This is a genomic window from Treponema sp. (genome assembly GCF_017430385.1).
Classification (GTDB): domain Bacteria; phylum Spirochaetota; class Spirochaetia; order Treponematales; family Treponemataceae; genus Treponema_D.
Genome location: NZ_JAFRNB010000131.1, coordinates 1 through 22,547, shown reverse-complemented (window position 1 = coordinate 22,547; position 22,547 = coordinate 1). Strand labels below are relative to the sequence as shown.

The window sequence follows — 22,547 nt, the reverse complement described above, 5'->3', positions numbered from 1 at the left end:
CGCTGATTGATTCGGCGGGCTTTTTTTTGATATACTGTCAGCATGGCTACTCATAAAACAGTTGACGAGACAACTCTTGAAAATCTCTTGTATCTTTCTCGCCTGTCACCAGAAAGCACTGACATGGCTACTCTTAAAAAACAGGTTGATGAAATTGTCGGATATTTCGACATTCTTTCAAAATACGACGATTCAGAAAATCCTTACGACGCATACCCTTCAACCGAGGCAGAAAAGCTCCGCGAGGACGAAATTGTTGCGGGACTGGATATCCCGGATGTTAAAAAAGTCACCGACAAATTCATGGACGGCTACTTCCAGGTTCCAAAAGTTCTTGGGGAAGGCGCTTAAGTGCCTTGCATGGATGCAAGGTAAAGGCAGGGACAGAATTTCGTTAGAAATTCTGTCGAAGTGAGCAAAACAGGAGGTTTTGCGAACGAAGGGCTCCCCGCTTCGCGGGTCGGCTGTTCCGCCCTTCGCTAACGCTCATAGCCTACGGCTACTTCGGGGCTCCATAGCCTAGCCCATTTGTAAATGAGGAAATTATGTATTATACAATAAAAGAAACGGTCGCCGCGTTGAAATCGGGCGAAACTACCAGTGAAAAACTTGTTCAGGCTTCAATCGACACTTTTGCCGCTGACCAGAAATCAGAAAAGCCTTTGAACGCATTCCTTGAAATTTATGAAGATGCAATTGAGCTTGCAAAAGCCGCTGACGCTGAGATTGCCGCTGCCAAAAAAAACGGCACAATCGACGCTCTTTTCGAGAAAAAACCGCTTTTGGGTATTCCTTTTGCAAACAAAGACAATATTTCCTGCAAAGGACACCGCCTCACTTGTTCAAGCAAAATCCTTGAAGGGTATGTTGCTCCTTACAGCGCAACTGTAATTGCCCGCCTTGCAGAAAAGGGAGCGATTCCGCTCGGTCGCTGCAATCAGGACGAATTCGCCATGGGTTCTTCAACGGAGTATTCTGTTTACGGCCCGACACGCAACCCGATCAACCGCGACTATGTTTCCGGCGGTTCTTCTGGCGGCTCAACTGCTGCCGTTGCCGCAAATCAGGCACTTTTTGCTTTGGGAACAGAGACTGGTGGTTCTGTCCGATTGCCTGCAAGCTATTGTGGCATTTACGGTCTCAAACCAACTTACGGCGTTCTCAGCCGCTGGGGTGTCGTTGCTTACGGCTCTTCTCTTGATCAGGTTGGTATTCTTGGTCACACACCACAGGACATCGCGCTTCCTCTCAGCCTTATGAGCGGAGTTGATTTCTATGACGATACGAGCGCGGATTTGCCGGAGTCTGATTCTCTCAAAAACTTGTGCGCTTATAAAGACTTTTCTTCACTCAAAATTGCTGTTCCAAAGCAGTTCGAAGAAGCAAAAGGCTTGGATGCCGATGTTAAAAAAGTCTTCGAGGACACAAAAGCATGGTTCACAAGCAAAGGTGCAAAAATCGAAGTCGTTGATCTCCCGATTCTTGACGCTTCAATCGCCGCTTACTATGTAATCGCACTTTCTGAGGCCGCTTCAAACTTGAGCCGATTCGACGGAATTCGCTATGGTCGTCGCGTTGACAATGGTGAAGGCTACGACAAGCTTTATGTTGACAGCCGAAGCGAAGGTTTTGGTCCGGAAGTAAAACGCCGAATCATCATCGGAAACTATGTTCTTTCTGAGCAGTTCTCAGGCGACACATACAAAAAAGGCATGAGCGTTCGTGCACGAATCCAACGCGAGGTTGCCGCCTTGTTCGAGAATTACGACATCATTCTTTGCCCGGTTTGTCCGACACCTGCATTCAAGCTCGGTGAAAAATACGATGACCCGCTCGCAATGTATTTGAGCGACCTTTACACAGTCTTCGTAAACCTTGCCCGAATCCCTTCAATCTCAGTTCCGGCTGGTTCAAACAAAGACGGAATGCCAGTTGGAATCCAGTTCGCAGGCAAAATGTTCAGCGAAGCAAAAATCTTGCAGCTTGCACAAGCCTGGGAAGAAGACCACAAAGGCTGCGGAGTTCCGGTTAAGGAGAGCAAATAAATGGCTATCGATAAATACGAAATTGTAATCGGCTGTGAGATTCATACGCAGCTTTTGACTAAGACTAAGGCTTTCTGTGCTTGTGAAAATCGTTATGGCGGAATGCCGAACACTCGAGTTTGCCCGGTTTGTTTGGGCTTGCCTGGTGCGATGCCTCGAATTTCTAAGGGGTATGTGGAGCTTGGTGCTGTTGCGGGCCTTGCTCTCAACTGTGACATTGCTCGTTTCACAAAATTTGACCGTAAGCATTATTTTTACCCTGACTTGACAAAGGGCTATCAGATTACGCAGTACGATGTTCCTTTGTGTACAGACGGCTATGTTGATTTGCCGCTTTCTCACTTCCCGAAAGACGAGCAGGTTGGCGGAGCAAAGCATCGTCCTGTAAATTTCAAGGGAGAGCCATGTATCATCGATAACAAATACCGCCGTGTCCGAATCGAGCGAATCCATCTTGAGGAAGACGTAGGTAAGTCTCTCCACTTGCAGGGCGCACATTCTTATATCGACTACAACCGTTCCGGCACTCCGTTGATTGAGATTGTCACAAAGCCGGATATGTCCAGCCCGGAAGAAGCCGCTCTCTTCATGCAGACTGTTCAGGAAATCCTTCGCTATGTAAAAGTTACTGCAGGTAACCTCGAAGAAGGAAACATGCGCTGTGACGCTAACATCAACCTCAATGTCTGGGAAGATGGCAAGCTTTATCACACTCCGATTTCCGAAATCAAGAACTTGAACAGCTTCAAGGCAATCCGCGAGGCTTGTACTTATGAGGCAAAACGACAGCTCGAAGAATTCCAGAGTGACCGCCAGGAGTTCAACGCAGGCTTCAAAGTTACGATGGGCTGGGACGAGGCAAAAGGTCAGACTGTCGTCCAGCGAACAAAGAACTCATTCGTTGACTACCGCTTTACGACTGAGCCGGACATCAAGCCTTTCAGCGTAAACGAAGAACTTATCGAACGTGCAGAAGGCCGTGTCGGCGAGCTTCCGGAAGCAAAACGCACTCGCTTCAAGAAGGATTATGGCCTTAGTGACTTTGATGTTGAGACTTTGACAAATACCCGCGAGCTTGCCCTTTGGTTTGAGGAAGCTGCTGAGGGCGCAAAAGATGTCAAAAAGGTCGCTAACTGGATTCTGGCCGAGCTTCTTGCCGTTCTCAATGAAAAGAATATCACAATCAGCGAAGTCAACATTAAGCCTGCTCACATCACAGAGCTTGTTAATGCCATTGCCGATAAAAAAATCACTTCGGCGCAGGGAAAAACTGTCTTTGCCAAAATGCTTGAAAGCGGAAAAATGCCAGCTGAAATCATCAAGAGCGAAGGCATGGAAAGCGTTACTGATACAGGTGCAATCGAAGCAATCGTCGATCAGGTTATCGCCGCAAATCCAAAGGCCGTAGCTGACTTCAAGAGCGGAAAGACTAACGTAGTGGGCTGGCTCATGGGGCAGGTTATGAAGGCTTCTCAGGGCAAGGCAAACCCGGGTGTGGCGACAAAACTTGTAAGCGAGAAACTGGCAAAACTGTAACACTCCTTTTTGTTGGTTCGATGCCTGTGAGGGACGGACAAAACAACGGTGGCTGAGCCTGTGGCTATAAGGTGTCTAAGGAAACACTGAATAAATCCGATTGCGGATTTTTCAGTGTTAACCTAAAACTACAGAAAGGGACGCGGATGAAAAATCTGCGTCCTTTTTAGTTTTATATATAAAAATGTGAAAATCCATAAAAATTCCCCTTGATTTTTGAGCAGTCTGTGTTAAAATAAATTTAAATTTTGGGCTGGATTGCCCTTGAAGTTAAATTTATCCTCTTCTGTATAGTATACGGGGGGGGGGTAAACTTTATTATTCAATCTGAGCTTTCAGATAAGGAGTTTACCCTATGAAAAATCTCTTCAAAACTTTTATGGCTGTCGCTGCAGTCGCCATGGCTTTTGGTTTCGCGTCTTGTAAGAACAATGAGGACGATGATGATTCTGGTCCTTCGGTCTTGTCCACAATCAGCGCGAATGTTGAGTCCACCACTGTTGATAAGGGCGGAACATATAAGGAAGATGTTTCCGTTGATTTGACTTCAAATCCTCTGAGCGACTCGACTGTAGCTGCTTTGAATGACGGCAGTCTTAATCCTGCTGACTTGTTCAGACAGAGTTCTGTCAGTGCAAGCAGTTCTCGTGCGGCTATAGATACTGATAGCGGACTTGAATCTGTTACCATAACTTTGAAAGAAGTCACAAAAATCAAAATTACGGTTGAGATTACTGCGACAACTCCAAATGATGATTGCAGTGTCTTGATTGAGGCTGTTATTTCTGGTGATAAGACTGACAGTGGAAAGCCTGTTGTTTCTTTGGTCAAAAAGGTTGATGTCGGAAATGGTGCCGGAAAAGTTGCCGCTGATGCCAAGGATTTATCTGGAAAAACAATTCCTAAGGCCTCTGAACTTGCTGGCAAAAAATTCCAGATTGTAAACGAAGGTGATTCCGCTGAGTACTATGAATTCAGTTCTGACGGTAAGACTTTGGAAAATCTGCATGCTGGTGTGGTAGTTGCTCAATATGACTATGACGAAACGACCGGCAAATTCTCCAAAAAAGCGAAAAATTATGACGATTACGAGCCGTTTGCTCCAAGTTTGTTTAAAATAGGCGACACATATTTTTTATATGAGTTCTGTATGAACCGTGTCAGCGGAAGCGGCTTGGATTCTGTCTTTGCTTACAATTTCTCTTTCACTCAGAATATAAGCGGTCAAGGAGATCAGGGCGGCGAAGTGAATATGGCGACCGTCAACATCAATATGAATATGGCGATAACAACGACAAGTGCCGGTGCCTTGACAGGAGCCATGAAATATACAGCTTTAGTTGATCTGTCGGCTTACAAAGCGGCCATGCTGAAACAATTGGAAGAAGACTTTGCCAGAATGAAAAAAGAGGCGCAGAATCAAGAATATTATGATGAGGAATATATAAAGCAACTTGATGAAGAATATGCATCACATAAAAAGATGATTGAGGAGAATATGAAAAACACCACTGAAACTGGAGGATGTGACATTACAGGTGTTTACACGAACAAAGGCGGTCTTCTTTGTGTAAAAGGAAAGTCGATTTCAACCGAGCCTGACAAAGACGACCCGACAAAAACAGTGACTGAAGTTGAAGAATTTGACCAGGGAGCTGCTATTTACGATGGAACGCATTTGTATATCGGCAATACGCTTAAAATCGTTGGAAACTAGGGAAAACTTGATTTGACATCTTTGAAAACTTCAGTTTTTGGTGATGTCAGCCAGCGAATTTGAAAGGATACATCTTCACGGTGTATCCTTTTTTTGTTATAATTCATGCAATGTCAGCGGATAATTTGAATCTTTCGCAGGAAATTTTCTCACGGTTCGGTACTGTAAAGCGTGCCCGAAAGTGCTTTTTGTACACTGCAAAATCTGTCCGCCTCACTGACCTTTATCAGGAAGGTGGCCGTGCGATTTTGGGTTGGGGCGGCTCTGTTTTTACAGTGCTCAAAAATGTCCTGGAGCGGGGAATCACCGGCAATTACTTCACTGATTTTTCTTCCCCATGCGGGCGTGAGGGAACTCAGCTTGACCGTGCGGTTTCGGCTCTTTTTGGCGACGAGCGGGTTGCATTCACATTCTCTGACAAGCAGGCTGCCCTTGAGATTGGCCTTTATCTTTCGATTGAGTCAACTTCGGCGTGGAAGCCATGGAATGGAGCGAATGTAGATCCTCGTACAATCGACTGTATTGTTTTTGAGCCACCTCTTCCGTGGGCGGATAGCATCTATGTTCTGGCAGTCAAAAAAGATGTGATAAAGTTCCTTGCTCTTGATGAGGATGGGCTTAAGGCTCAGGTTCAAAAATTCGTAACCAGGTTCAAGGATTATCCTGGCGAGACTTTTCTCTCGGCTCCAATTTCGGCTGCTGTTACCCGCTCAATCTACGACCTTGTCAAAGCCCTGCAGGAGCGTGAGGAAAAACACTGGTTCATTTACGATCAGATTATTACAAAATACTGGGAGCGAAAAGGCCCTTATCTTTTCCCGAAAGTCCCGGAGTCAGATTATTCGGCATTCGTCTTGCACTGTCTTGATTGTCATTTGGTAATCAGCCCTAGGTACAATCAGCCGTCAATCGTGCCGTTCGGTGCTGACAAAGGAAATTTCACCCTTCTTAAAAACAAGCCTTTCGATTTTTAGGGAGGCTGAGGATGACCGAAACTGAAATCATCTTCTTCATAATCAAACTTTTTCTCGGCGGCGTGATTGCCTTTCTTGCGATTATGCTCTGGAGCCGTACAAGGGATTTTTCATGGATGTTCCTTGTGTTTGCGGCTGTTACGGGCTATTCTTCGATTGTTTTCGATTTGCTTTTAAGGCTCGGATTTGTCACGGCGCGAGAAATATCCATACTCGGAAATGAAATCCCTCTTGTCCAGCTCGTGCTTGCGATCGTTCCGGGCTTATTCGTAATCATGGCTTTTATCCTGATGCTGATAAAAACAGGGAGAAAATAATGACAACGGCAGAATTCTGGAAAACTTATCTTGAGGCAACCAATCAGAAGGAAGGCGAGGCCGTCTATTCTGGCGAGCTTTGCTTTGAGGATTCAGGCGTTACCGGGCAGACTCAGCTTACGATGGTTCTTTCGGGGGCAAAAACGGCGACTTTTACACCTTTTGATGCCTTTGAGATTAACCGCGAGTCGATTCCTGTGGCCGGTGAGGTTTATGTGCTTCTTGATGCGCAGGAAGAACCTTGCGCCGTCCTGAGGGTGAGCAATGTCAGCGTGATTCCTTTCAATGAAATTCCGTGGGATTTGGCTCAGCGTGACGGAGAGGACGAGAATCTTGATGAGTGGCGTGAAAAAATGCGTGACAATCTTGAGGACGAAGCCCATGCGTGCGGCTTTGAGGTTCACGAAGATTCAAGAATTGTCTGTGAAATTTTCAGCGTAATATATAGGAAATGATAAATTAGCAATCTAATTGCTCATTATAAAAGGAGGCTGTTATGGCTAACAAATCTGGAGTGCGGCTTTTCTGGGTCGTGCTGAATCTTGCGGTGGGCGCAATGCTTGCTGTTGGTGGAATCTGGGCTTTGCAGGGTGGCGGTGACTTCGGCTGCAATGCAATCAGAACTGTATTCTCAGGACTTTCTGGCAACTTGCTCCGCATCATTGTGATTGCGTTCGGCGTAATCGAACTGCTTTCGGGAATCTTTATCATTCTCCAGCTTTTCATCGGTGACAGAATGGGAGCTTTCGGCTCAATCCTTAAGCTTATTGTCGTTATCGTATGGGCTGCTGCTATTGTTCTTGCTGATTTCCTCGGCAGGGGCGGATTGCTCAATGGCGGAATGAATAACTTCCTTAGCTGGCTCTATGGCTTTGCGACACACCTTATCGTTTTGTGTGCTCTTTTGGTGACACGAGACTAAAAAAAATCCCACCGAGCTTTCGGTGGGTTCATCCAATTGTGAGAATTGAATTAGTTGGCAGCTTTTGGAGCGCCAGCGTTTGCAGGAACTACAGTGATTTTCTTTGTAACGAAGCCTGAGCGGTAGCAGCGAGTGCATACTGTCAAAGTCTCAGTTTTTCCGAAATCTTCTGTCTTTACCTTGATGAGGTTTGGTCTCCAAGTGTGGCGTGTGTGGTTGTATGATTTACTAACTCGGTTGCCGTGCTGAGAGCCTTTTCCGCAAATATCACAAATTCTAGACATGATTCTACCTACCTAAAATTAAATACTAATTAAGTTTGAACATTATATGAAAATCGGGAATTAGTGTCAATAAGATGGAGCCGTTTTTGCATAGAAAATGCCCGGTGATGCAGCTTAGCTTTCAAGGACAAGCCCATCGTAAGAAGGAGAAACGCTGCCGCCTTTTTCGACGATTTCCTTTAAGCCTGGGAATTCGTTCAGATGCTTTTCGATGTAAAGCTTAATCTCGTCGTGGCTGTGGTCGTGGGTTATGTGCGTGAACCAGGTGTGCTTTGCCCCGATTTTTTCGGCGTAGCCCATTGCCTGCAGAAAGTTGCAGTGGCTTGAGTGTTCCCGTTCCCTGAGCGCGTCAATCACAAGATGCTCGATTTTGCCGCCCGCTTTTTTTACCTGTGCGATTGAATCTTCGCTGATGAAGTGACAGTCGGTGAGGTATACGATTGAGCGTTTTTCATTGGATGAATCTGTTGTTGCGAAAACGAATCCTATCGTGTGGTGGTTTCCGTGCAGCATTGGAATCGGTGTGATTTCGATTTTTGTGTCCTGACATGGAACGAGCGGATTTGAGGCATTGTATGAGTCAACCGGAATTACATTGAGTTTTGGACTTCCGCCGCCTTTTTCGTGATCAACAAAAATGTATGGAAAACTGTCATGGATGTGCTTTTTTGTCCGCTCGCTAGTGTAGACTGAAAGACCTGCTCCCTTTGTCTCAGGGAATTTTTTAAGGCTTTTTGGCTCGTATTTCATTGCCGCTGAATCTTTGTGGCTGAAAATGCGAAGATCGTCGATTCCGTGGAGATGGTCCGCGTGCGAGTGCGTGATGAAAACGGCTTCGAGATGGCAGATGTTGAATTTTAGTGCCTGTTCGCGGAAGTCGGGGCCAACATCGATGAGAAAGGCTTTGTCTTCGTGCTCAAGCAGGGCACTGCATCGGAGGCGTTTGTTGTGCGGATCAGTTGATTTGCAGACTTCGCAGTCACAGGCGATAACCGGGACACCGTGGCTTGTGCCGGTGCCCATCAGGGTCATTTTCATGGAAGAAAGTCTATCACAAAGTAAAGAAAGTTGCCACTGTAAGTGTGTGGACGGCGTTTCTGCGTAAGGGATTGTAGGGGCGCGATAGCGTTCGCGTAGCGAATGAAGCGATTAGCGGAACCCCGAAAAGCCCGACCCCCCGGCAAAGCTGAATAAATGTTTTTTGACAAATGCGACATGGATGTCGCGTTGCTAAAAGCAATATAATTCCGCGACAACTCGAAGAGTTGTCGTTACGACATGGATGTCGGGGGATACGCCCGTATTATTTGCGAAATTTGCTAATGTTTTCTTATGTTTACGCTTCTTTCTTGACCACTCTCTCTTAAAAAGTTACAATAAAAGTATTGAAGGAATCCTGTATGGATTTCTAAATTCTCTAAGGGGATTAAAATGCCATATTCAGAACCGACTAATCTTGGTGTCGTTGCTTGTCCGGGTGGCGCAGTATTTGCAGATGAGGTCATTGCACATTTACGCCACATGTATAAACACCGCTTTGCACTTAAAAGCGATGTTATTTCAAAGAGATACAATCTCGAAAAGGATAAATTGGTTCAGGACATTAACTTCCGGAACGACCTTGCTACTTCTGACCTGGTCGTGCGCGGAACAGTCGATAAATATCGTCCGCCAGTTTTCAAAGTGAACACTCAGTTCACATGGTTTGCCAACGGTGAGGTTAAGGCCGAGCTTTTGGAGTGCGTCCGTGGAAAGGACATTTACATTTTCCAGGATGCTGAGAACCATTCTCCAATTCCTATGAACGGCGGAAAGAACACGGTCACTTTCTCTGTAAACGACCATGTTATGACTTTGCTTGTTACAATCGATGCTGTTCAGCAGGCAGGGGCCGCATCAATCACTTTGGTTTTGCCTTCGTTCCCGTACAGCCGCCAGCACAAAAAGAAGAGCCGGGAAGGCCTTACAGCCGCTTTGCTCTGCCATATTTACGAGCTTAAGCATGTCACACGAGTCATCACTCTCGACATTCACTCTCGTGAAATCGTAAATGCATTTAACACAACATATCTCGACAACTTGCACGCTTCTTATCAGATTATCCGTGAGCTTGCAAAAGTCGTTAATCTTACAGGCCCTAACAAAGAGGATTTGGTTGTCGTTTCGCCGGATACTGGTGCAATCGACCGCAACAAATTCTATGCTACAGGTCTCAAAGTTCCTCTGGCTATGATTTACAAGGAGCGCGATTATTCTGTAGTCACTCAGGATGCCAAAAACACAAACATCAAGAGCGTTAAGCTGCTCGGCGATGTCAAAGGTAAGGTTGCTTTCCTTGCAGATGATATGCTCGGAACAGGCGGTACTTTGCTCAAGGCTATGGAATTCCTGCACAACAACGGTGCGACAAAGGTCATCGCTGCAATTTCTCTTCCGTTCTTCACGGGTAACGCAGTTGAGCTTTTCGACCAGGCTTACAAAGACGGCCTTTTCTACCGCGTAATCGGTACAAACGCTGTTTATCATCCTGATTTGAAGGACAAAGAGTGGTTCATCTCAACAAACGTAACTGGTTTGTTCGCAAATGTAATCACACGAATCCATCACGACCAGAGCTTGAGCGATTTGCTTGATAACCGCACGATTATCGACAAATTGATTAAGAAAGACACTGACGCTGCTGCAAAAGCAGAGAAAGCTGAATAGTTCGAACAGAAATTACATCCTGTAATTTCTGATTCGTACGAGAATTTTCTTACAGAAAATTCTCTCCTTGCTCTTACGCCGCATCCGTGCGGCGCATTTTTTTTATGACAGATACGATTTTATGCGTTGATATTGGAACTTCTTCTCTAAAAGCGGCTCTCCTGCCTGACAATTTGCGGGCGGGGGAGATTTTTGTCTCACGCCAGTATTTTTCTGAAGAGGCCGTGGTTGAGAATCGCGTGGCTGAGGAATGGCTTCCTTGTTTGAAGGCTGCTGTGGCTGAGCTTACGGCGAAAAATCCTGACTATGCGGTTGAGGCTGTTTGCGTGAGCGGGAACGGGCCAACGGTTGTCACTGACGATGGAACGACTCTTCTATATAATCAGCTTTTTGTGAACGGAGGCCGCGGACAGGCCGGAAATCTTAGCGCGCAGAAAAAACTTGCTTTGAAAAACACAAAATCTCTTTTTATACCAAGATTCTGCGGGTTCAAGCTTAATTTTCCGTTCAGCTGGAATGATTCGGCACATATTTTTGGTGCGCCGGAATTCTTGATTCATGAGCTTACCGGTGAATCTGTTGCGATTTTGCCCGAAGAGCGGTTTTTGCCTGCCTATTGGAACGAGGACGAGCTTAAAAAATGCGGATTTTCCGAGGATGATTGCAAAAAGTTTCCTGGATTTGTGAAAGCGGGCAACTTTGTCGGCAAGGTGAGCGCGAGTGCGGCCATTGCGACAGGTCTTCTGGAAGGAACCCTCGTCTTTGCCGGCGCTCCTGATTTTGTTGTCGCGCTGATTGGAACAGGCACGGTTTTCCCTGGCCGTTTGTGCGACAGGGCGGGAACAAGCGAAGGGCTGAATCTCTGCACGTCCAAGCCTGTTTTTGCAGAGGGCTTAAGAACCTTGCCCAGCGTAGTGAGCGGACTGTGGAATGTCTCTTATCTTATAAATTCCTCACAGAGCTTAAGAGGGCACAGAGAGACTTCTTTGTGTGAAAATCCTTCCCATGGTGAAAATCCCTCTGTGAACTCTGTGGCCTCTGTGAGGAAGTTTGACGAGCTTTCCCATGGAATCAACTTGCTTCGTGAGGCGGCTCTTTCTTACGGCGAGTATTTTCCTGACTTCATGACGATTACCGGCGGTCAGGCTTTGAATGAAAGTCTTGTTGCCCAAAAAGAAGCGGCTTGTGGCATAAAAATTAAAAAAATGCCTTGTGGGGATGCGGAACTGCTCGGCGATTTGATTCTCGCCCGTGTGGGGCTTGGCGATTACGACGACATCACCGAGGCCGTGTTTGCGATTCTTGGTTGAAATGTGATAAGATAAGGCGATGCAGACATATAATCTTCCTTCAAATCCGAAAGTTCTCATTTTTGACATAGACATGACCCTTTACACTTGCCCGGAATATGCTCACGAGCAGATTGACTGCCAGATCCGGCATTGGGCAAAACTCAACGGCTATTCTGTCGAGAGTGCGCGGAACATGATTGCGGATTTCCGGCGAAAATGGGCGGCCGACCACAACGGTCAGAAAATCTCTCTGGGCAATCTTTTTACAAGTTTTGGCGTTTCAATTGAGACGAGCATTGAATGGCGCAAAACGCTTTTTAATCCCGCGGACTATCTTCACCGTGACGAAAAGTTGATTTCAGCCCTCACCGAGCTTTCAAAAAAGTATTACATGATTTGTGTGACGAACAATCCTGTGGAGCCGGCCCGCAAAACGCTTGAAGTAATCGGAATCTCCGAGTTTTTCCCGAAAATTATCGGGCTTGACACTTGCATGGCTTCAAAACCTTCCAAAAAAATCCTGGATGCCGCCGTCAAAGAAGCGGAACTTGCGCTTGGCCGAAAGGTTGAATATTCAGAGTGCGTTTCAATCGGCGACCGTTACGACATCGACTTGTCGCTTGCGATAGAGCTGGGCATGGGCGGCGTTCTCGTGAGTGGGGTGGAAGAAGTTTGCTCCCTAAAATTTTAAAAGACATTTTTTTGAAAATATTGGTAAGTTTTCACCAATGACAAAACCTCGCATCATTCAGTAATATATTAGTATTTAACATTAACTTGGAATTTCTGTTTATAGGAGATAAAAATGGCAGATATTTATGACACATTCCGTGACATCGGTATTATTCCTGTTGTCGCAATTGAGGACGCTTCAAAAGCAGCTGATTTGGCTCATGCTCTCGTAAAGGGCGGATTGCCAGCAAGTGAAGTTACTTTCCGTACAGCTTGTGCAGCTGAGGCTATCGAAGCAATGATTAAGGCTGAGCCAAACATGCTCGTTGGTGCTGGTACAGTCCTCAACGTTGAGCAGGCTGAAAAAGCTGTTAAAGCTGGTGCAAAATTCATCGTCAGCCCAGGATATAACCCGGATGTCGTTGACTGGTGTATCAAAAACAATGTTCCAACAATGCCTGGAATCTCAAATCCATCAGAAATCACAGCTTGTATCAACAAGGGTGTTACACATCTTAAATTGTTCCCTGCTGAGCGCAAGGGCGGATATAAAATCATCGATGACTTCGGTGGTCCTTTCCCACAGTGCACATTCATGCCAACTGGTGGCGTAACAACTGAGAACGTTGGCGAGTATGCAAAACGCAAGAACATCCTCTGCATGGGTGGAACTTGGATGGTTAAAAAGCCACTCATCGAAGGCTGCAAATGGGACGAAATCACACAGATTTGTAAAGACGCTGTAAAAGCAATGCACAACTTCCGTGTTGAGCACATGGGTATCAATGCCAAAAATGCTGACGATGCTGCTTCAATCGCAGAAGGATTCGGAGCATTCGGTTTTGCTGCGAAAGTCGGAAACTCTTCAATCTTCGCATCTGACCAGATTGAAATCATGAAAGAGAACGGCCGCGGAACTCATGGACACATCTCTGTACTCTGCAACAATGTTGAGCGTGCACTTGCTTACCTTAAAAAGTTCGGCTTCAATCCGGTTGCTGGAACTGAAAAATGGATGGGCAAAGAAGGTGCTTCTCCTCTCAAGGTCGTTTACCTCGACAAAGAAGTTGGCGGTTTCGCAATCCACCTCAAACGCGCTTAATTTAAGTTCCTCACAGAGGGCACTGAGGACACAGAGAGTTTTCTGTGATACGAAATAAAAATACCTCAGTCATGTTGTTTTTGCGAACGATGTGACTGAGGTGTTTTTTTTGTCAGAAGGGGTGCTCTCTGTGCTCTCCTTCGCTCTGTGAGGGGTAAAAAAAAGACTCTCGTGTTAACGAAAGTCTTTCCTGATTTATTCGTGTTTTTCTTATTTTTCAGAGAGGTCAATCAGCGTTGTGACTGGGGTTGGGGCGAGGGCTTCTTTGTAGTTAAGCTCCGGGATTCCGATTACGCCGAAGAATTCCAGAACTTTGCCGCCTCCCTGCTCAATCAAGTTTTTGCTTGCGTTGAGAGTGCCGCCTGTGGCGATGAGGTCGTCGATTACGAGGTAGTTTTTGCCTGATTCGATGTCGGTTTTGTGTGCTTCGATTGTTGCCTCACCGTATTCAAGAGAATAGCTTGCGCGGTAAACATCGCCCGGAAGCTTGCCCTTTTTGCGGATTAAGACGAGCGGAATACCAAGCCTTTCTGCCAATGGTGCGCCGAACAAGAATCCACGCGACTCGACTGCAGCAATTGCATCGACTTTTTTAGTTGAGTAAATTTCGACCATGCGGTCAATTGTGTGCTTGAATGCCTGCGGGTTTGTGAGAATGCTCGTGACATCAAAAAATAAAATGCCTGGCTTTGGAAAGTCGGGCACTCGGCGGATAGCCTTGTCCAAGATTTCGTCTTTGTTCATAACGAGTTAGTATAGCATATTTACGAATTATAGTCTAGGTTTTGATTTTTGAGCTACTTTCTGACCGTACGAATCGAACCCATTTTCATCCTCTGCTCGCGGGTGTGGGAGAGAGTTTCCCTAAGCTCGTCTGCATTTTCTTCTTTTATGAAGCGTTTGAATTTGTCCATCTGCTTCTCAAAGTTTTCGATGTGCGTGATGAGCTTTTCTTTGTTCGATATAAAAAGTTCCGTCCACAAAGGCGCGTTAATCATCGCGATTCTTGTCAAATCCTCGAAACTTCCGCCGCCGAACGCAGTGATTTCCGGATCTTCGGCACTTTCAACTAGCGCGCTTGCAATGACATGACAGAGCTGGCTTGTGAAGCCGATTTTCCAGTCATGGGTGTCGCAGCTTGTCTCGGTGATGCGGGTGAAGCCCATTTCGGCGACCAGACTTCGCATGAAGTCCAGGTTTTCGCTTTTGTTGAAGCTTGAAGGACAAAGGATGTAATTGTGATTGACGAAGAATTTTGCATCGGAATTAGAATATCCTTCCTTTTCGCCACCTGCCATCGGATGGCCGATGATGAAATCGACATCCGGCCGCAGAATTTCCGGCATGGATTTTTCAAAGATGCCTTTTACGCCGGAAATATCCGTGACGATTGCCCCGCTTTTAAAATGCTCGCGGTGCTCCTTCATGAATTCCAGCGTGGCGTGAGGGTATAGGCAGACAAAAACCACATCGCAGAGCGGAAGCATTTCGCCCACTTTGTCGCTGGTAAATGTTTCGTCGGCGACACCTTCGCTCTTTGCCTGTGACAGACATGCCGTGCTTCGGTTGCAGACGAGGACTTTTCCAGTGCTTCCTGCCTGACTCAAAATATTCTGGCGGATTGATTTGGCGAATGAGCCGCCCATGATTCCCAATCCTACGATTCCGTAAGTCGCGTTTTTTAACTGCATCTTTTTTCCTTAGATTGTCCTGTTTTCAACTGCCGCATATTTTGCGAGCACTTTCATTAAATCATCAAATTGCGCTGGTGTCAAAGACTGTTCGCCGTCGCAAAGGGCTTTTTCTGGGTTGTTGTGCACTTCGATGATGAGTCCGTCCGCTCCGACCGCTACGGCAGCTTTTGCCAGTGTCGGAACCATCCAGCGGATTCCGCAGGCATGGCTTGGGTCGATGATGACAGGAAGATGAGTTTCTTTCTTTAAGTAAGGAACGATGCTCAAATCAAGGCAGTTCCGGGTGTAATTGTCGAATGTTCGGATTCCTCGTTCACAAAGAATTACATTTTCGTTTCCGCTCGCCATGATGTATTCCGCGCTCATCAAGAATTCCTTGACGGTTGCGCTGAGTCCGCGTTTTAAAAGAATCGGATTTTTGAGCTTGCCAACTTCCTTGAGAAGGTCGAAGTTCTGCATGTTTCTGGCTCCAATCTGAATGATGTCAACATCCTCGAAAAGCGGAATCTGGTTGATTGCCATAAGCTCGGTTACGATTGGAAGCCCTGTCTCCTTGCGTGCGATTTTGAGGAGTTCCAGTCCTTCGGCTCCTAATCCCTGGAAGCTGTAAGGAGATGTGCGTGGTTTGAATGCTCCGCCACGCAAGAATCTTGCTCCGCTTGCCTTTACGGCCTTTGCGACCTCGATGATCTGCTCTTCGGTCTCGACTGAGCATGGACCTGCCATGATTGAGCATATTTTTCCGTCGCCGATTTTGTTTCCTTTTACATCGATTACAGTGTCTTCCGGGTGGAAACTTCGGCTTGCCTGCTTGTATGGGGCTTTTACCCGCTGCGCGCTCTCGACGATTTCGTTGGCGAGAAGTTCTTCCGGCGTGATGCGGCTCGTGTCACCTACAAGGCCCCAGAGAGTGACATCTTTTCCCTTTGACTCATGGATTTCAAGCCCCTTTGATTTGAGGCTTCCCTTTAATTCTTCGATTTTTCGTGCTTCGGCACCGTTTTTCAATACGACAATCATGTTTTACTCCTGTTTGGGCATAAAAAAAAGGACTTCCGTTATGGAAGTCCTTGTAATTTGCCAATAAAATTCGCAACTTTACGCATTGTTTGCGGCGTAAGACTTCCAACCGAATCGAGAAAAATAGTAATAGCCATAATAAGAGTAAGCCTGCATAGCTATCAGAGAAATTTTTCCTGTCGCATTAGAAGTGTTGCGATTCATAAGAATAATTTAAGCCTTTTCTGGGATTTTGTCAATAGAAACATGAAAAAAAATATTTGCAAAAAAAATCAAAAAATCTATATAAAACACTTGACTCATTTTAGTGTTTTCCTTATACTATATAAACCTTTTGGGGGCGTAGCGAAGCTGGTTATCGCGCTGGCCTGTCACGCCGGAGATCGAGGGTTCGAGCCCCTTCGCTCCCGAATCGCAAGACTGTCTTGTTCAAGGCAGTCTTTTTTTATTGTCTTTTCTCAAATTCTCTCTTATACTATCCCCTATGGCTAAAATTTATTTAAACAACGACTGGGGATTTACTCCCGCTTTTTTGGAAGATTTGGTTGCAACCGATTCCTTGGGTTCTATTGAGAATATCCGCCTCCCGCACACATTTACGGAGACGCCTTTCAATTCTTTTTCTTCTGATGTTTACCAGAAAGATGCGGTTTACAAGCGAAAATTTGATACAGAAAGCGACTGGGCTGGCAAAAAAGTCCTTCTTACTGTTGAAGGTGCGGCTCACCGTAGCGAAGTTTATCTGAACGGTAAAAAACTTGCTTCCCACGATTGCGGCTACACTGCATTCACGGTTGATTTGACCGATTCCCTTGCGCCGGCTGGTGGCAAAAATATCCTTGCAATCCGTGTGGATAGCCGGGAAATTTTGAATCAGCCGCCTTTTGGTTTTGTCGTCGATTACATGACTTACGGCGGAATTTACCGCGATGTCTACCTTGATGTAAAAAATCCTGTTTATATCGAAGATGTTTTCGTAAAAACTCACGGAACTGAGTTCGAGGCTGAGGCTAAGCTTGGCGGATGCTCAGAAAACGATGCAAAAAATTATAAAATCACTCACACACTCAAATCGGCTCCAAATGTAAAATTCACGACCGACCCGAACAGCGAAAAAAAATTGTGGTCAGTCGAGGAGCCTTATCTTTATATTCTGGAAACAAATCTTACTGACGAGGCGGGCAATCTCCTTGATTCAAAAGAAACTCGGTTTGGTTTCCGTGACATTCGTTATGATGCAAGCGGCTTCTATTTGAACGGAAAGAAAGTCAAAATCCGCGGACTCAACCGCCATCAGTGCTGGCCTTATGTCGGTTACGCAATGCCAAAAAACATGCAGGTTGAGGATGCCGACAAACTGAAGTTCGAGCTTGGCCTTAACGAAGTGCGCACTTCACATTATCCGCAGAGCCAGTATTTTATCGACCGATGTGACGAAATCGGCCTGCTCGTTTTCACTGAGATTCCGGGCTGGCAGCATATCGGTAACGCGGAATGGAAGGACAAGGCCGTTCAGAATGTCCGTGACATGATTTTGCAGTACCGCAATCATCCTTCAATTTTCATCTGGGGTGTCCGAATCAACGAAAGCCAGGATGATGATGAATTCTACGAGCGAACGAACAAGGTTGCGCACGAGCTTGACTCGACTCGTCCGACCGGCGGCGTAAGGTTCTTGCGCAACAGCCATTTGCTTGAGGATGTCTACACTTTCAATGATTTCAGCTTCTACGGAAACAACGAGGGCTGCTTGCCGAAGAAAAAGGCTACGAAAACAAATAAGGGCTACATGATTACCGAATACAACGGACACATGTTCCCGACAAAGACTTTTGATTGTGAGGCTCACCGAACTGAGCACGCTGTCCGACATGCCAAAGTCCTAGATGCTGTCGCAGGCCATGACGAGATTTCTGGATCAAGCGGCTGGTGTATGTTTGATTACAACACCCACAAAGATTTTGGTTCGGGAGATTACATCTGCTATCACGGCGTAATGGACATGTTCCGAAATCCGAAAATGGCGGCTTATGTTTACCAGAGCCAGCAGAATGCGGATGTTGTCGGCGATGTGCTTTATGTCACTTCCGGCATGGACATCGGCGAATATCCTGCGAGCATGAGGGGCGATGCCTACATCATCACAAATGCTGACAGCGTAAAAATGTATGTGAATGACATTTTCATCAAGGAGTACACCAAAAAAAATTCTCCGTTCAAAAATCTTGAGCACGGTCCGATTCTGATTGATGATTACATCGGTCACAGGCTGGTTGACGAGGACGGAGTTAAGGAAAAGAATTCCGAGCCAATCAAAGACATGATTTTCGCAATCCAAAAGTACGGAGCAGAAAATCTTCCGCTTTCAAAGATTCTCAAAGGCTTGTGCCTGTGGGCTAGGGGAGTGACAAATCCGAAGCATCTCACTGATTTGTATGCGAAATACATCAGCGCGTGGGGTGCAAGTGTCGTAACATACAAATTTGAGGCTTACCGAAACGGAAAACTCGTCAAGACAGTTCTTCGTGCTCCGGCAATGGACACACATCTTGATATTGAGGCAAAACGCCGTGAGCTTGTCGAGGAAACAACTTACGATGTCGCAGCGGTCAGCTTCAAGGCACTCGACGAGCACGGAAATGTAAAGCCGTATTGTCAGGAAGCGGTTTTCCTTCGCTGCGAGGGCGAAATCGAGCTGATTGGTCCAAAACTGGTTTCTCTCAAAGGCGGCATGGCAGGAACTTATGTCCGCTCAAAAGGCAAGGCCGGCAAGGGCACGCTTTTCGTGACCGACTGGCTGAACAACGAGCAGCAGATTGAGTTCACGGTCGGGGTGAAATCGTAAACTTGGGGCAAAATTTTTTTTCAAAAAAAATCAAAAATTTTTGGAAATTTTTTAATAACCTGTTGACACTTTTGTTCGTTTGGTATAATATAACACTCGTTCCGAACGAACAATGATCCCTTAGCTCAGTCGGTAGAGCAACGGACTGTTAATCCGTGTGTCGCTGGTTCAAGCCCAGCAGGGGTCGTAGGTTATATCCTTTGGTAGTTAATCCTTCCAAAGGATATTTTTTTATATACTAAACTTAGTCGGGCTTGAACGGGAACGAGCGCGCGTCAGCGAAAAGGCGCATGGATGCGCCGACAGCGAGTGGACGCGGCTTGGAATGAGTGAGCACGGATGCGAACGAATGGAAAGCAAGCCCAGCAGGGGTCGAAAAGCCTGGCTTCTTAGCTAGGCTTTTTTTATTATGAAAAAGTTCATAACATTCGTTTTAATTTTTTTCATTTCCTTCTCTCTTTTTGCATTTACTAAAGACGACATAAAATCATTTACCCTTGAAAACGGACTCAAAATCTACTTCCTTGAAGATTCTTCTTCGCCGACAGTTCGGCTTGAACTTTGCGTGAACGCGGGCTTTACCAATCAGAATCAGGAGAACGGCGCGCTTTTTGCGATGTATGCCAGGCTTTTGGGCGGCGAAATTTCAAATGATACGGTGCGCTTTGTTTCATCTGTTGCGCCGAGTGCCGCAGAACGGGAACTTATTTCGCTTTCATCAAAACTAAAGCCCCTGAATCCGACTGACTTGCAGCTTTCTTCAATTACAAAAACAATGAACGCCGAGATTCTGGAGTATTCGGCAAGTGCGGCGGGCTACATCAATTCTGCGATTGACTCAAAAATCTTCCCCGATGCTCCGTGGAGCCGTGAGAGCGGAGTTGTTCCTTTGGGTTTTTCTTCACGCAAAAATGAGCAGCTCCGTTCGCTTCTTTCTTCGATTTCCGAAAATTATTACATTCCGTCAAATTCAATTCTCTTTGTGAACGGAAATATCACTGAGAGTGCGATTCTTAGTCTGGTCAAAAAATATTTTTCGGCATTTCCTGCCTATTCATCGAAAATCGTCCACAATGAAGATTCAGAAAAAATCCGCTCGCTTCTAAAACAAAAAAAATCCCAGAAACGCAAATTCGTTCTTTATCACAAAGATTTTTCTGATGAAATGACTCAGATTGTCGTTCAGTACACAGGGCTTGCACGCGATGAGGCGGATGCGCTTTCTTTTGCATGGAATCAGGATGGGGCAGCTTTCAAAAAACTTCTTTTAAAGCAGCGGAATCTTAAAATTCTGGGAGACGAGTACATTGATGTCAATTCGGCACAGGAAAAATCAGCTTCACGGCTTATAATTCAGTCGCTTTTGGGGGTGGCGAAGGTTTCTCCGATTGTTCAGGCAGATTTGTTCCTTACGATGAGCCGAGACGAGGATGTTTTTTCAAAAAAAGAGCTGGAAAATTCCCTCAAAAAATCCCGCACGGCTTTTACCCGTCTTTCGGAAAGCAGCGATGCCACGATGGAGCAATTTTCGCGCACGGTCTCACTTTCCGAAAATTCAGTTGATGCCGCAGAGTCCTTCTTCGGAAAAATCGACCGCCTTTCACAAATTGAAATCACTGACTTAGAGCAAAAAATCCAGGCGGAAGAGCCTTTCGTTTTCGTGTTCGTAAATTCCGCAGTTTACCAGAAATATGCCGCTGAGTTCAAAAAGGCTGGATTCGAGGCAATAAATCAAAAAGAAGCGGCATGGTACAATCAGGCTTTCTATAAAAACTTCCTCAAAACGGCCGAAAAATCCGATGACAGCCGAAAAAATCTGCTTGAAGAAATTTCTGCTTCCGCGGAGCGATTCATTTCCAAAAATCTTGGAGAGTATTCTTCGTTCATGCTCAAAAACGGCATTCCAGTGACGGTCAAGCGCAGTGAAAATTCAAAAACGGCTGTTCTTTCGCTCACGATTGCGGGCGGAGAGCTTTTGTTTGCCGACAAAGTTCCGGGGCTTACTTCGGTTGTGACGGATTCAATTGCGGTGAACATTAACCGCCAGCTGGATTTGTTCGCGGAAAACGGTGCGATTTCTGGATTTTATGAAGTTGGGGCACAGACACTTTCGACACATTCGATTATCACGGTGACATGTCTTTCGGGCGAAATGGAGCTTGCGATTCAGGCGGCGTACACGGCTCTTGTTTATTGCGACATCAGCCCTGCAACGGCGGACGGCGTGACTTATGACGAGCGAACCCAGTGGCGGCTCAAAACCGGCAGCACCGAATTCCAGCTTCTGTGCGAGGCTGTAAGGCTTTTGTACGACGGCACGGAATATCCTAAACTTTACAAAAATACCGGCGACAAACCTGCGGAAAATCTTGAATTCAAGCGCGTTCTGGAAGCTTATCCGATTCTTTTGGATTCAACCCGCTTTTCGCTGATTCTTTCCGGCGGTCTCAAAGAAGATGAAAAATTGCAGAAAACTCTTGATTCAAGTTTCGGAAATCTTGGCAGCATCGAGCAGACCCGCTCAACAGATTTGCGAGTTCCAAAACCTGATTTTGCCAAGCTGAAAGCAGCCGAAAAACGCATCCCGCTAAAACATCTTTTCTTGACGGACATTTCAAAAGACAAGGCTGGCCCAATGCCGGCAGTTCTCATTCCGACCACGAAATTCCTGGACCCGATTTTGTATTGTCTTTCATCCCCGGACCTTTCAAGCACGGATTGCGCACTTTTTGACGCGGTTCTGATTGAACTTGCCCGACGAATGGAAGCGCGCCTTGCCGAAAAATATCCCGAAATAAAGGTAAAAGCCCTTCTTCCTGAAAACGACCTGCCTTTTGCCCGGATTGTAGTGACGAGCGTGGAGCACACCGCCGAAGTTGATTCCGTTTACGCCGATTCAATTTCTTCTATTAAAAACGACATTTCTCGCGAGATTGAGATTAGGACAGAGGGCGTGATTGACCTTGAAAAGAGCGATTTGCTTGCCCGCCTAGAAAACAACTGGCTCATGGCCGTGATTTCAGGAGCCGGAAGCCAGGAAGGAACCGCCCGATTAATGCAAAGCGGCGAGATTCAGAAAAATCCAAAGCTGTATCTGGAGCAATACGCCGCAATCGCCAGAGCTAAGCCGGAAGATTATTTTTTAATCGCAGAAAGTTACTTCGCAGAAAAAGCCCTGCTCAGGCTGTATAGCAAAGATTCTAAGAAGTGAGTGGTTAGCAAGTAGCAATTAGCAATTAGCAATGTGCAATGTGCAATTAGCAATGAGAAATTAGCAATTAGCAGGGCATCCGCATTAAAATAACTTAATGACTCTATCCAGATAATCTTCGCATTTATCGCAAATGTGCTGCTTTTGAGAAATTGTAATGTTTTTGGATTTTATGACATCCGAAAAATCTGCTTGCTTCAGAAGATTCAT

The 22,547-nt window shown here is 45.9% G+C and carries 20 protein-coding genes and 2 tRNA genes; 16 read left to right on the top strand and 6 right to left on the bottom strand.

Annotation, left to right across the window (positions count from 1 at the left end; all coding sequences use genetic code 11):
- The first annotated feature begins 42 nt into the window (after positions 1-42).
- From gatC to IJJ71_RS09460, 8 genes are all read left to right on the top strand, one after another.
- On the top strand, positions 43-351 hold the full coding sequence (gatC, locus tag IJJ71_RS09495; RefSeq protein ID WP_296846589.1) for an Asp-tRNA(Asn)/Glu-tRNA(Gln) amidotransferase subunit GatC: 309 nt from the start codon (positions 43-45) through the stop codon (positions 349-351).
- 194 nt (positions 352-545) lie between these two features.
- Positions 546-2,045 carry an Asp-tRNA(Asn)/Glu-tRNA(Gln) amidotransferase subunit GatA gene (gene gatA / locus IJJ71_RS09490; protein WP_296846588.1) on the top strand — a complete coding sequence of 500 codons (1,500 nt, stop codon included), beginning with the start codon at positions 546-548 and terminating at the stop codon, positions 2,043-2,045.
- Positions 2,046-3,581, top strand: a complete 1,536-nt coding sequence (gene gatB, locus IJJ71_RS09485; RefSeq protein ID WP_296846587.1) for an Asp-tRNA(Asn)/Glu-tRNA(Gln) amidotransferase subunit GatB — start codon at positions 2,046-2,048, stop codon at positions 3,579-3,581.
- Positions 3,582-3,936: 355 nt separating this feature from the next.
- Positions 3,937-5,298 (top strand): hypothetical protein, encoded by a 1,362-nt coding sequence (locus IJJ71_RS09480; protein WP_296846586.1) that lies wholly within the window; start codon positions 3,937-3,939, stop codon positions 5,296-5,298.
- 110 nt (positions 5,299-5,408) lie between these two features.
- Complete coding sequence (locus IJJ71_RS09475; protein ID WP_296846585.1) at positions 5,409-6,272, top strand: hypothetical protein; 864 nt, start codon at positions 5,409-5,411, stop codon at positions 6,270-6,272.
- Between the two features lie 11 nt (positions 6,273-6,283).
- Complete coding sequence (locus IJJ71_RS09470; protein ID WP_296846584.1) at positions 6,284-6,589, top strand: hypothetical protein; 306 nt, start codon at positions 6,284-6,286, stop codon at positions 6,587-6,589.
- Positions 6,589-7,044 (top strand): ASCH domain-containing protein, encoded by a 456-nt coding sequence (locus IJJ71_RS09465; RefSeq protein ID WP_296846583.1) that lies wholly within the window; start codon positions 6,589-6,591, stop codon positions 7,042-7,044. The genes IJJ71_RS09470 and IJJ71_RS09465 overlap by 1 nt, the downstream gene beginning before the upstream one ends.
- A 41-nt stretch (positions 7,045-7,085) precedes the next feature.
- Positions 7,086-7,511: a hypothetical protein gene (locus IJJ71_RS09460; RefSeq protein ID WP_296846582.1), complete on the top strand. Its 426-nt coding sequence runs from the start codon at positions 7,086-7,088 to the stop codon at positions 7,509-7,511.
- A gap of 50 nt (positions 7,512-7,561) precedes the next feature.
- Here the strand turns inward: IJJ71_RS09460 and rpmB are convergent, their stop codons facing one another.
- Together rpmB and IJJ71_RS09450 are read right to left on the bottom strand one after the other, a co-directional pair.
- On the bottom strand, positions 7,562-7,795 hold the full coding sequence (rpmB, locus tag IJJ71_RS09455) for a 50S ribosomal protein L28 (protein WP_296846581.1): 234 nt from the start codon (positions 7,793-7,795) through the stop codon (positions 7,562-7,564).
- Between the two features lie 114 nt (positions 7,796-7,909).
- Positions 7,910-8,833 (bottom strand): MBL fold metallo-hydrolase, encoded by a 924-nt coding sequence (locus tag IJJ71_RS09450; RefSeq protein WP_296846580.1) that lies wholly within the window; start codon positions 8,831-8,833, stop codon positions 7,910-7,912.
- Between the two features lie 393 nt (positions 8,834-9,226).
- On the opposite strand from IJJ71_RS09450, the gene prs reads away from it, so the two are divergent.
- The 4 genes from prs (at position 9,227) to eda (ending at position 13,567) form a co-directional block, all read left to right on the top strand.
- On the top strand, positions 9,227-10,501 hold the full coding sequence (gene prs / locus IJJ71_RS09445; protein WP_296846579.1) for a ribose-phosphate diphosphokinase: 1,275 nt from the start codon (positions 9,227-9,229) through the stop codon (positions 10,499-10,501).
- A gap of 104 nt (positions 10,502-10,605) precedes the next feature.
- A complete protein-coding gene (locus tag IJJ71_RS09440; RefSeq protein ID WP_296846578.1) occupies positions 10,606-11,811 on the top strand; it encodes a hypothetical protein in 1,206 nt (401 codons plus the stop codon).
- 19 nt (positions 11,812-11,830) lie between these two features.
- The gene (locus tag IJJ71_RS09435; RefSeq protein WP_296846577.1) at positions 11,831-12,484 is read left to right on the top strand and encodes an HAD family hydrolase; all 654 of its coding nucleotides are present in this window, start codon (positions 11,831-11,833) and stop codon (positions 12,482-12,484) included.
- Positions 12,485-12,598: 114 nt separating this feature from the next.
- Positions 12,599-13,567 (top strand): bifunctional 4-hydroxy-2-oxoglutarate aldolase/2-dehydro-3-deoxy-phosphogluconate aldolase, encoded by a 969-nt coding sequence (eda, locus tag IJJ71_RS09430; protein WP_296846576.1) that lies wholly within the window; start codon positions 12,599-12,601, stop codon positions 13,565-13,567.
- 210 nt (positions 13,568-13,777) lie between these two features.
- On the opposite strand, the gene IJJ71_RS09425 is transcribed toward eda, so the two are convergent.
- From IJJ71_RS09425 to IJJ71_RS09410, 4 genes are all read right to left on the bottom strand, one after another.
- A complete protein-coding gene (locus tag IJJ71_RS09425) occupies positions 13,778-14,311 on the bottom strand; it encodes an adenine phosphoribosyltransferase (protein ID WP_296846575.1) in 534 nt (177 codons plus the stop codon).
- 53 nt (positions 14,312-14,364) lie between these two features.
- A complete protein-coding gene (locus IJJ71_RS09420) occupies positions 14,365-15,258 on the bottom strand; it encodes a prephenate dehydrogenase (protein WP_296846574.1) in 894 nt (297 codons plus the stop codon).
- Between the two features lie 9 nt (positions 15,259-15,267).
- Positions 15,268-16,281 (bottom strand): 3-deoxy-7-phosphoheptulonate synthase, encoded by a 1,014-nt coding sequence (gene aroF, locus IJJ71_RS09415; RefSeq protein ID WP_296846573.1) that lies wholly within the window; start codon positions 16,279-16,281, stop codon positions 15,268-15,270.
- 78 nt (positions 16,282-16,359) lie between these two features.
- Positions 16,360-16,485, bottom strand: coding sequence for a hypothetical protein (locus IJJ71_RS09410; RefSeq protein WP_296846572.1), 126 nt, complete (start codon positions 16,483-16,485; stop codon positions 16,360-16,362).
- A 132-nt stretch (positions 16,486-16,617) separates the two neighbouring features.
- Between IJJ71_RS09410 and IJJ71_RS09405 the strand changes: the two genes are divergently transcribed.
- The 4 genes from IJJ71_RS09405 (at position 16,618) to IJJ71_RS09390 (ending at position 22,337) form a co-directional block, all read left to right on the top strand.
- Positions 16,618-16,691: transfer RNA gene (locus tag IJJ71_RS09405), tRNA-Asp, on the top strand.
- Positions 16,692-16,765: 74 nt separating this feature from the next.
- Complete coding sequence (locus IJJ71_RS09400; RefSeq protein WP_296846571.1) at positions 16,766-19,126, top strand: glycoside hydrolase family 2 protein; 2,361 nt, start codon at positions 16,766-16,768, stop codon at positions 19,124-19,126.
- Positions 19,127-19,240: 114 nt separating this feature from the next.
- Positions 19,241-19,313 (top strand) — tRNA-Asn (locus tag IJJ71_RS09395).
- A 222-nt stretch (positions 19,314-19,535) separates the two neighbouring features.
- The gene (locus IJJ71_RS09390; protein WP_296846570.1) at positions 19,536-22,337 is read left to right on the top strand and encodes an insulinase family protein; all 2,802 of its coding nucleotides are present in this window, start codon (positions 19,536-19,538) and stop codon (positions 22,335-22,337) included.
- Positions 22,338-22,547 lie beyond the last annotated feature (210 nt).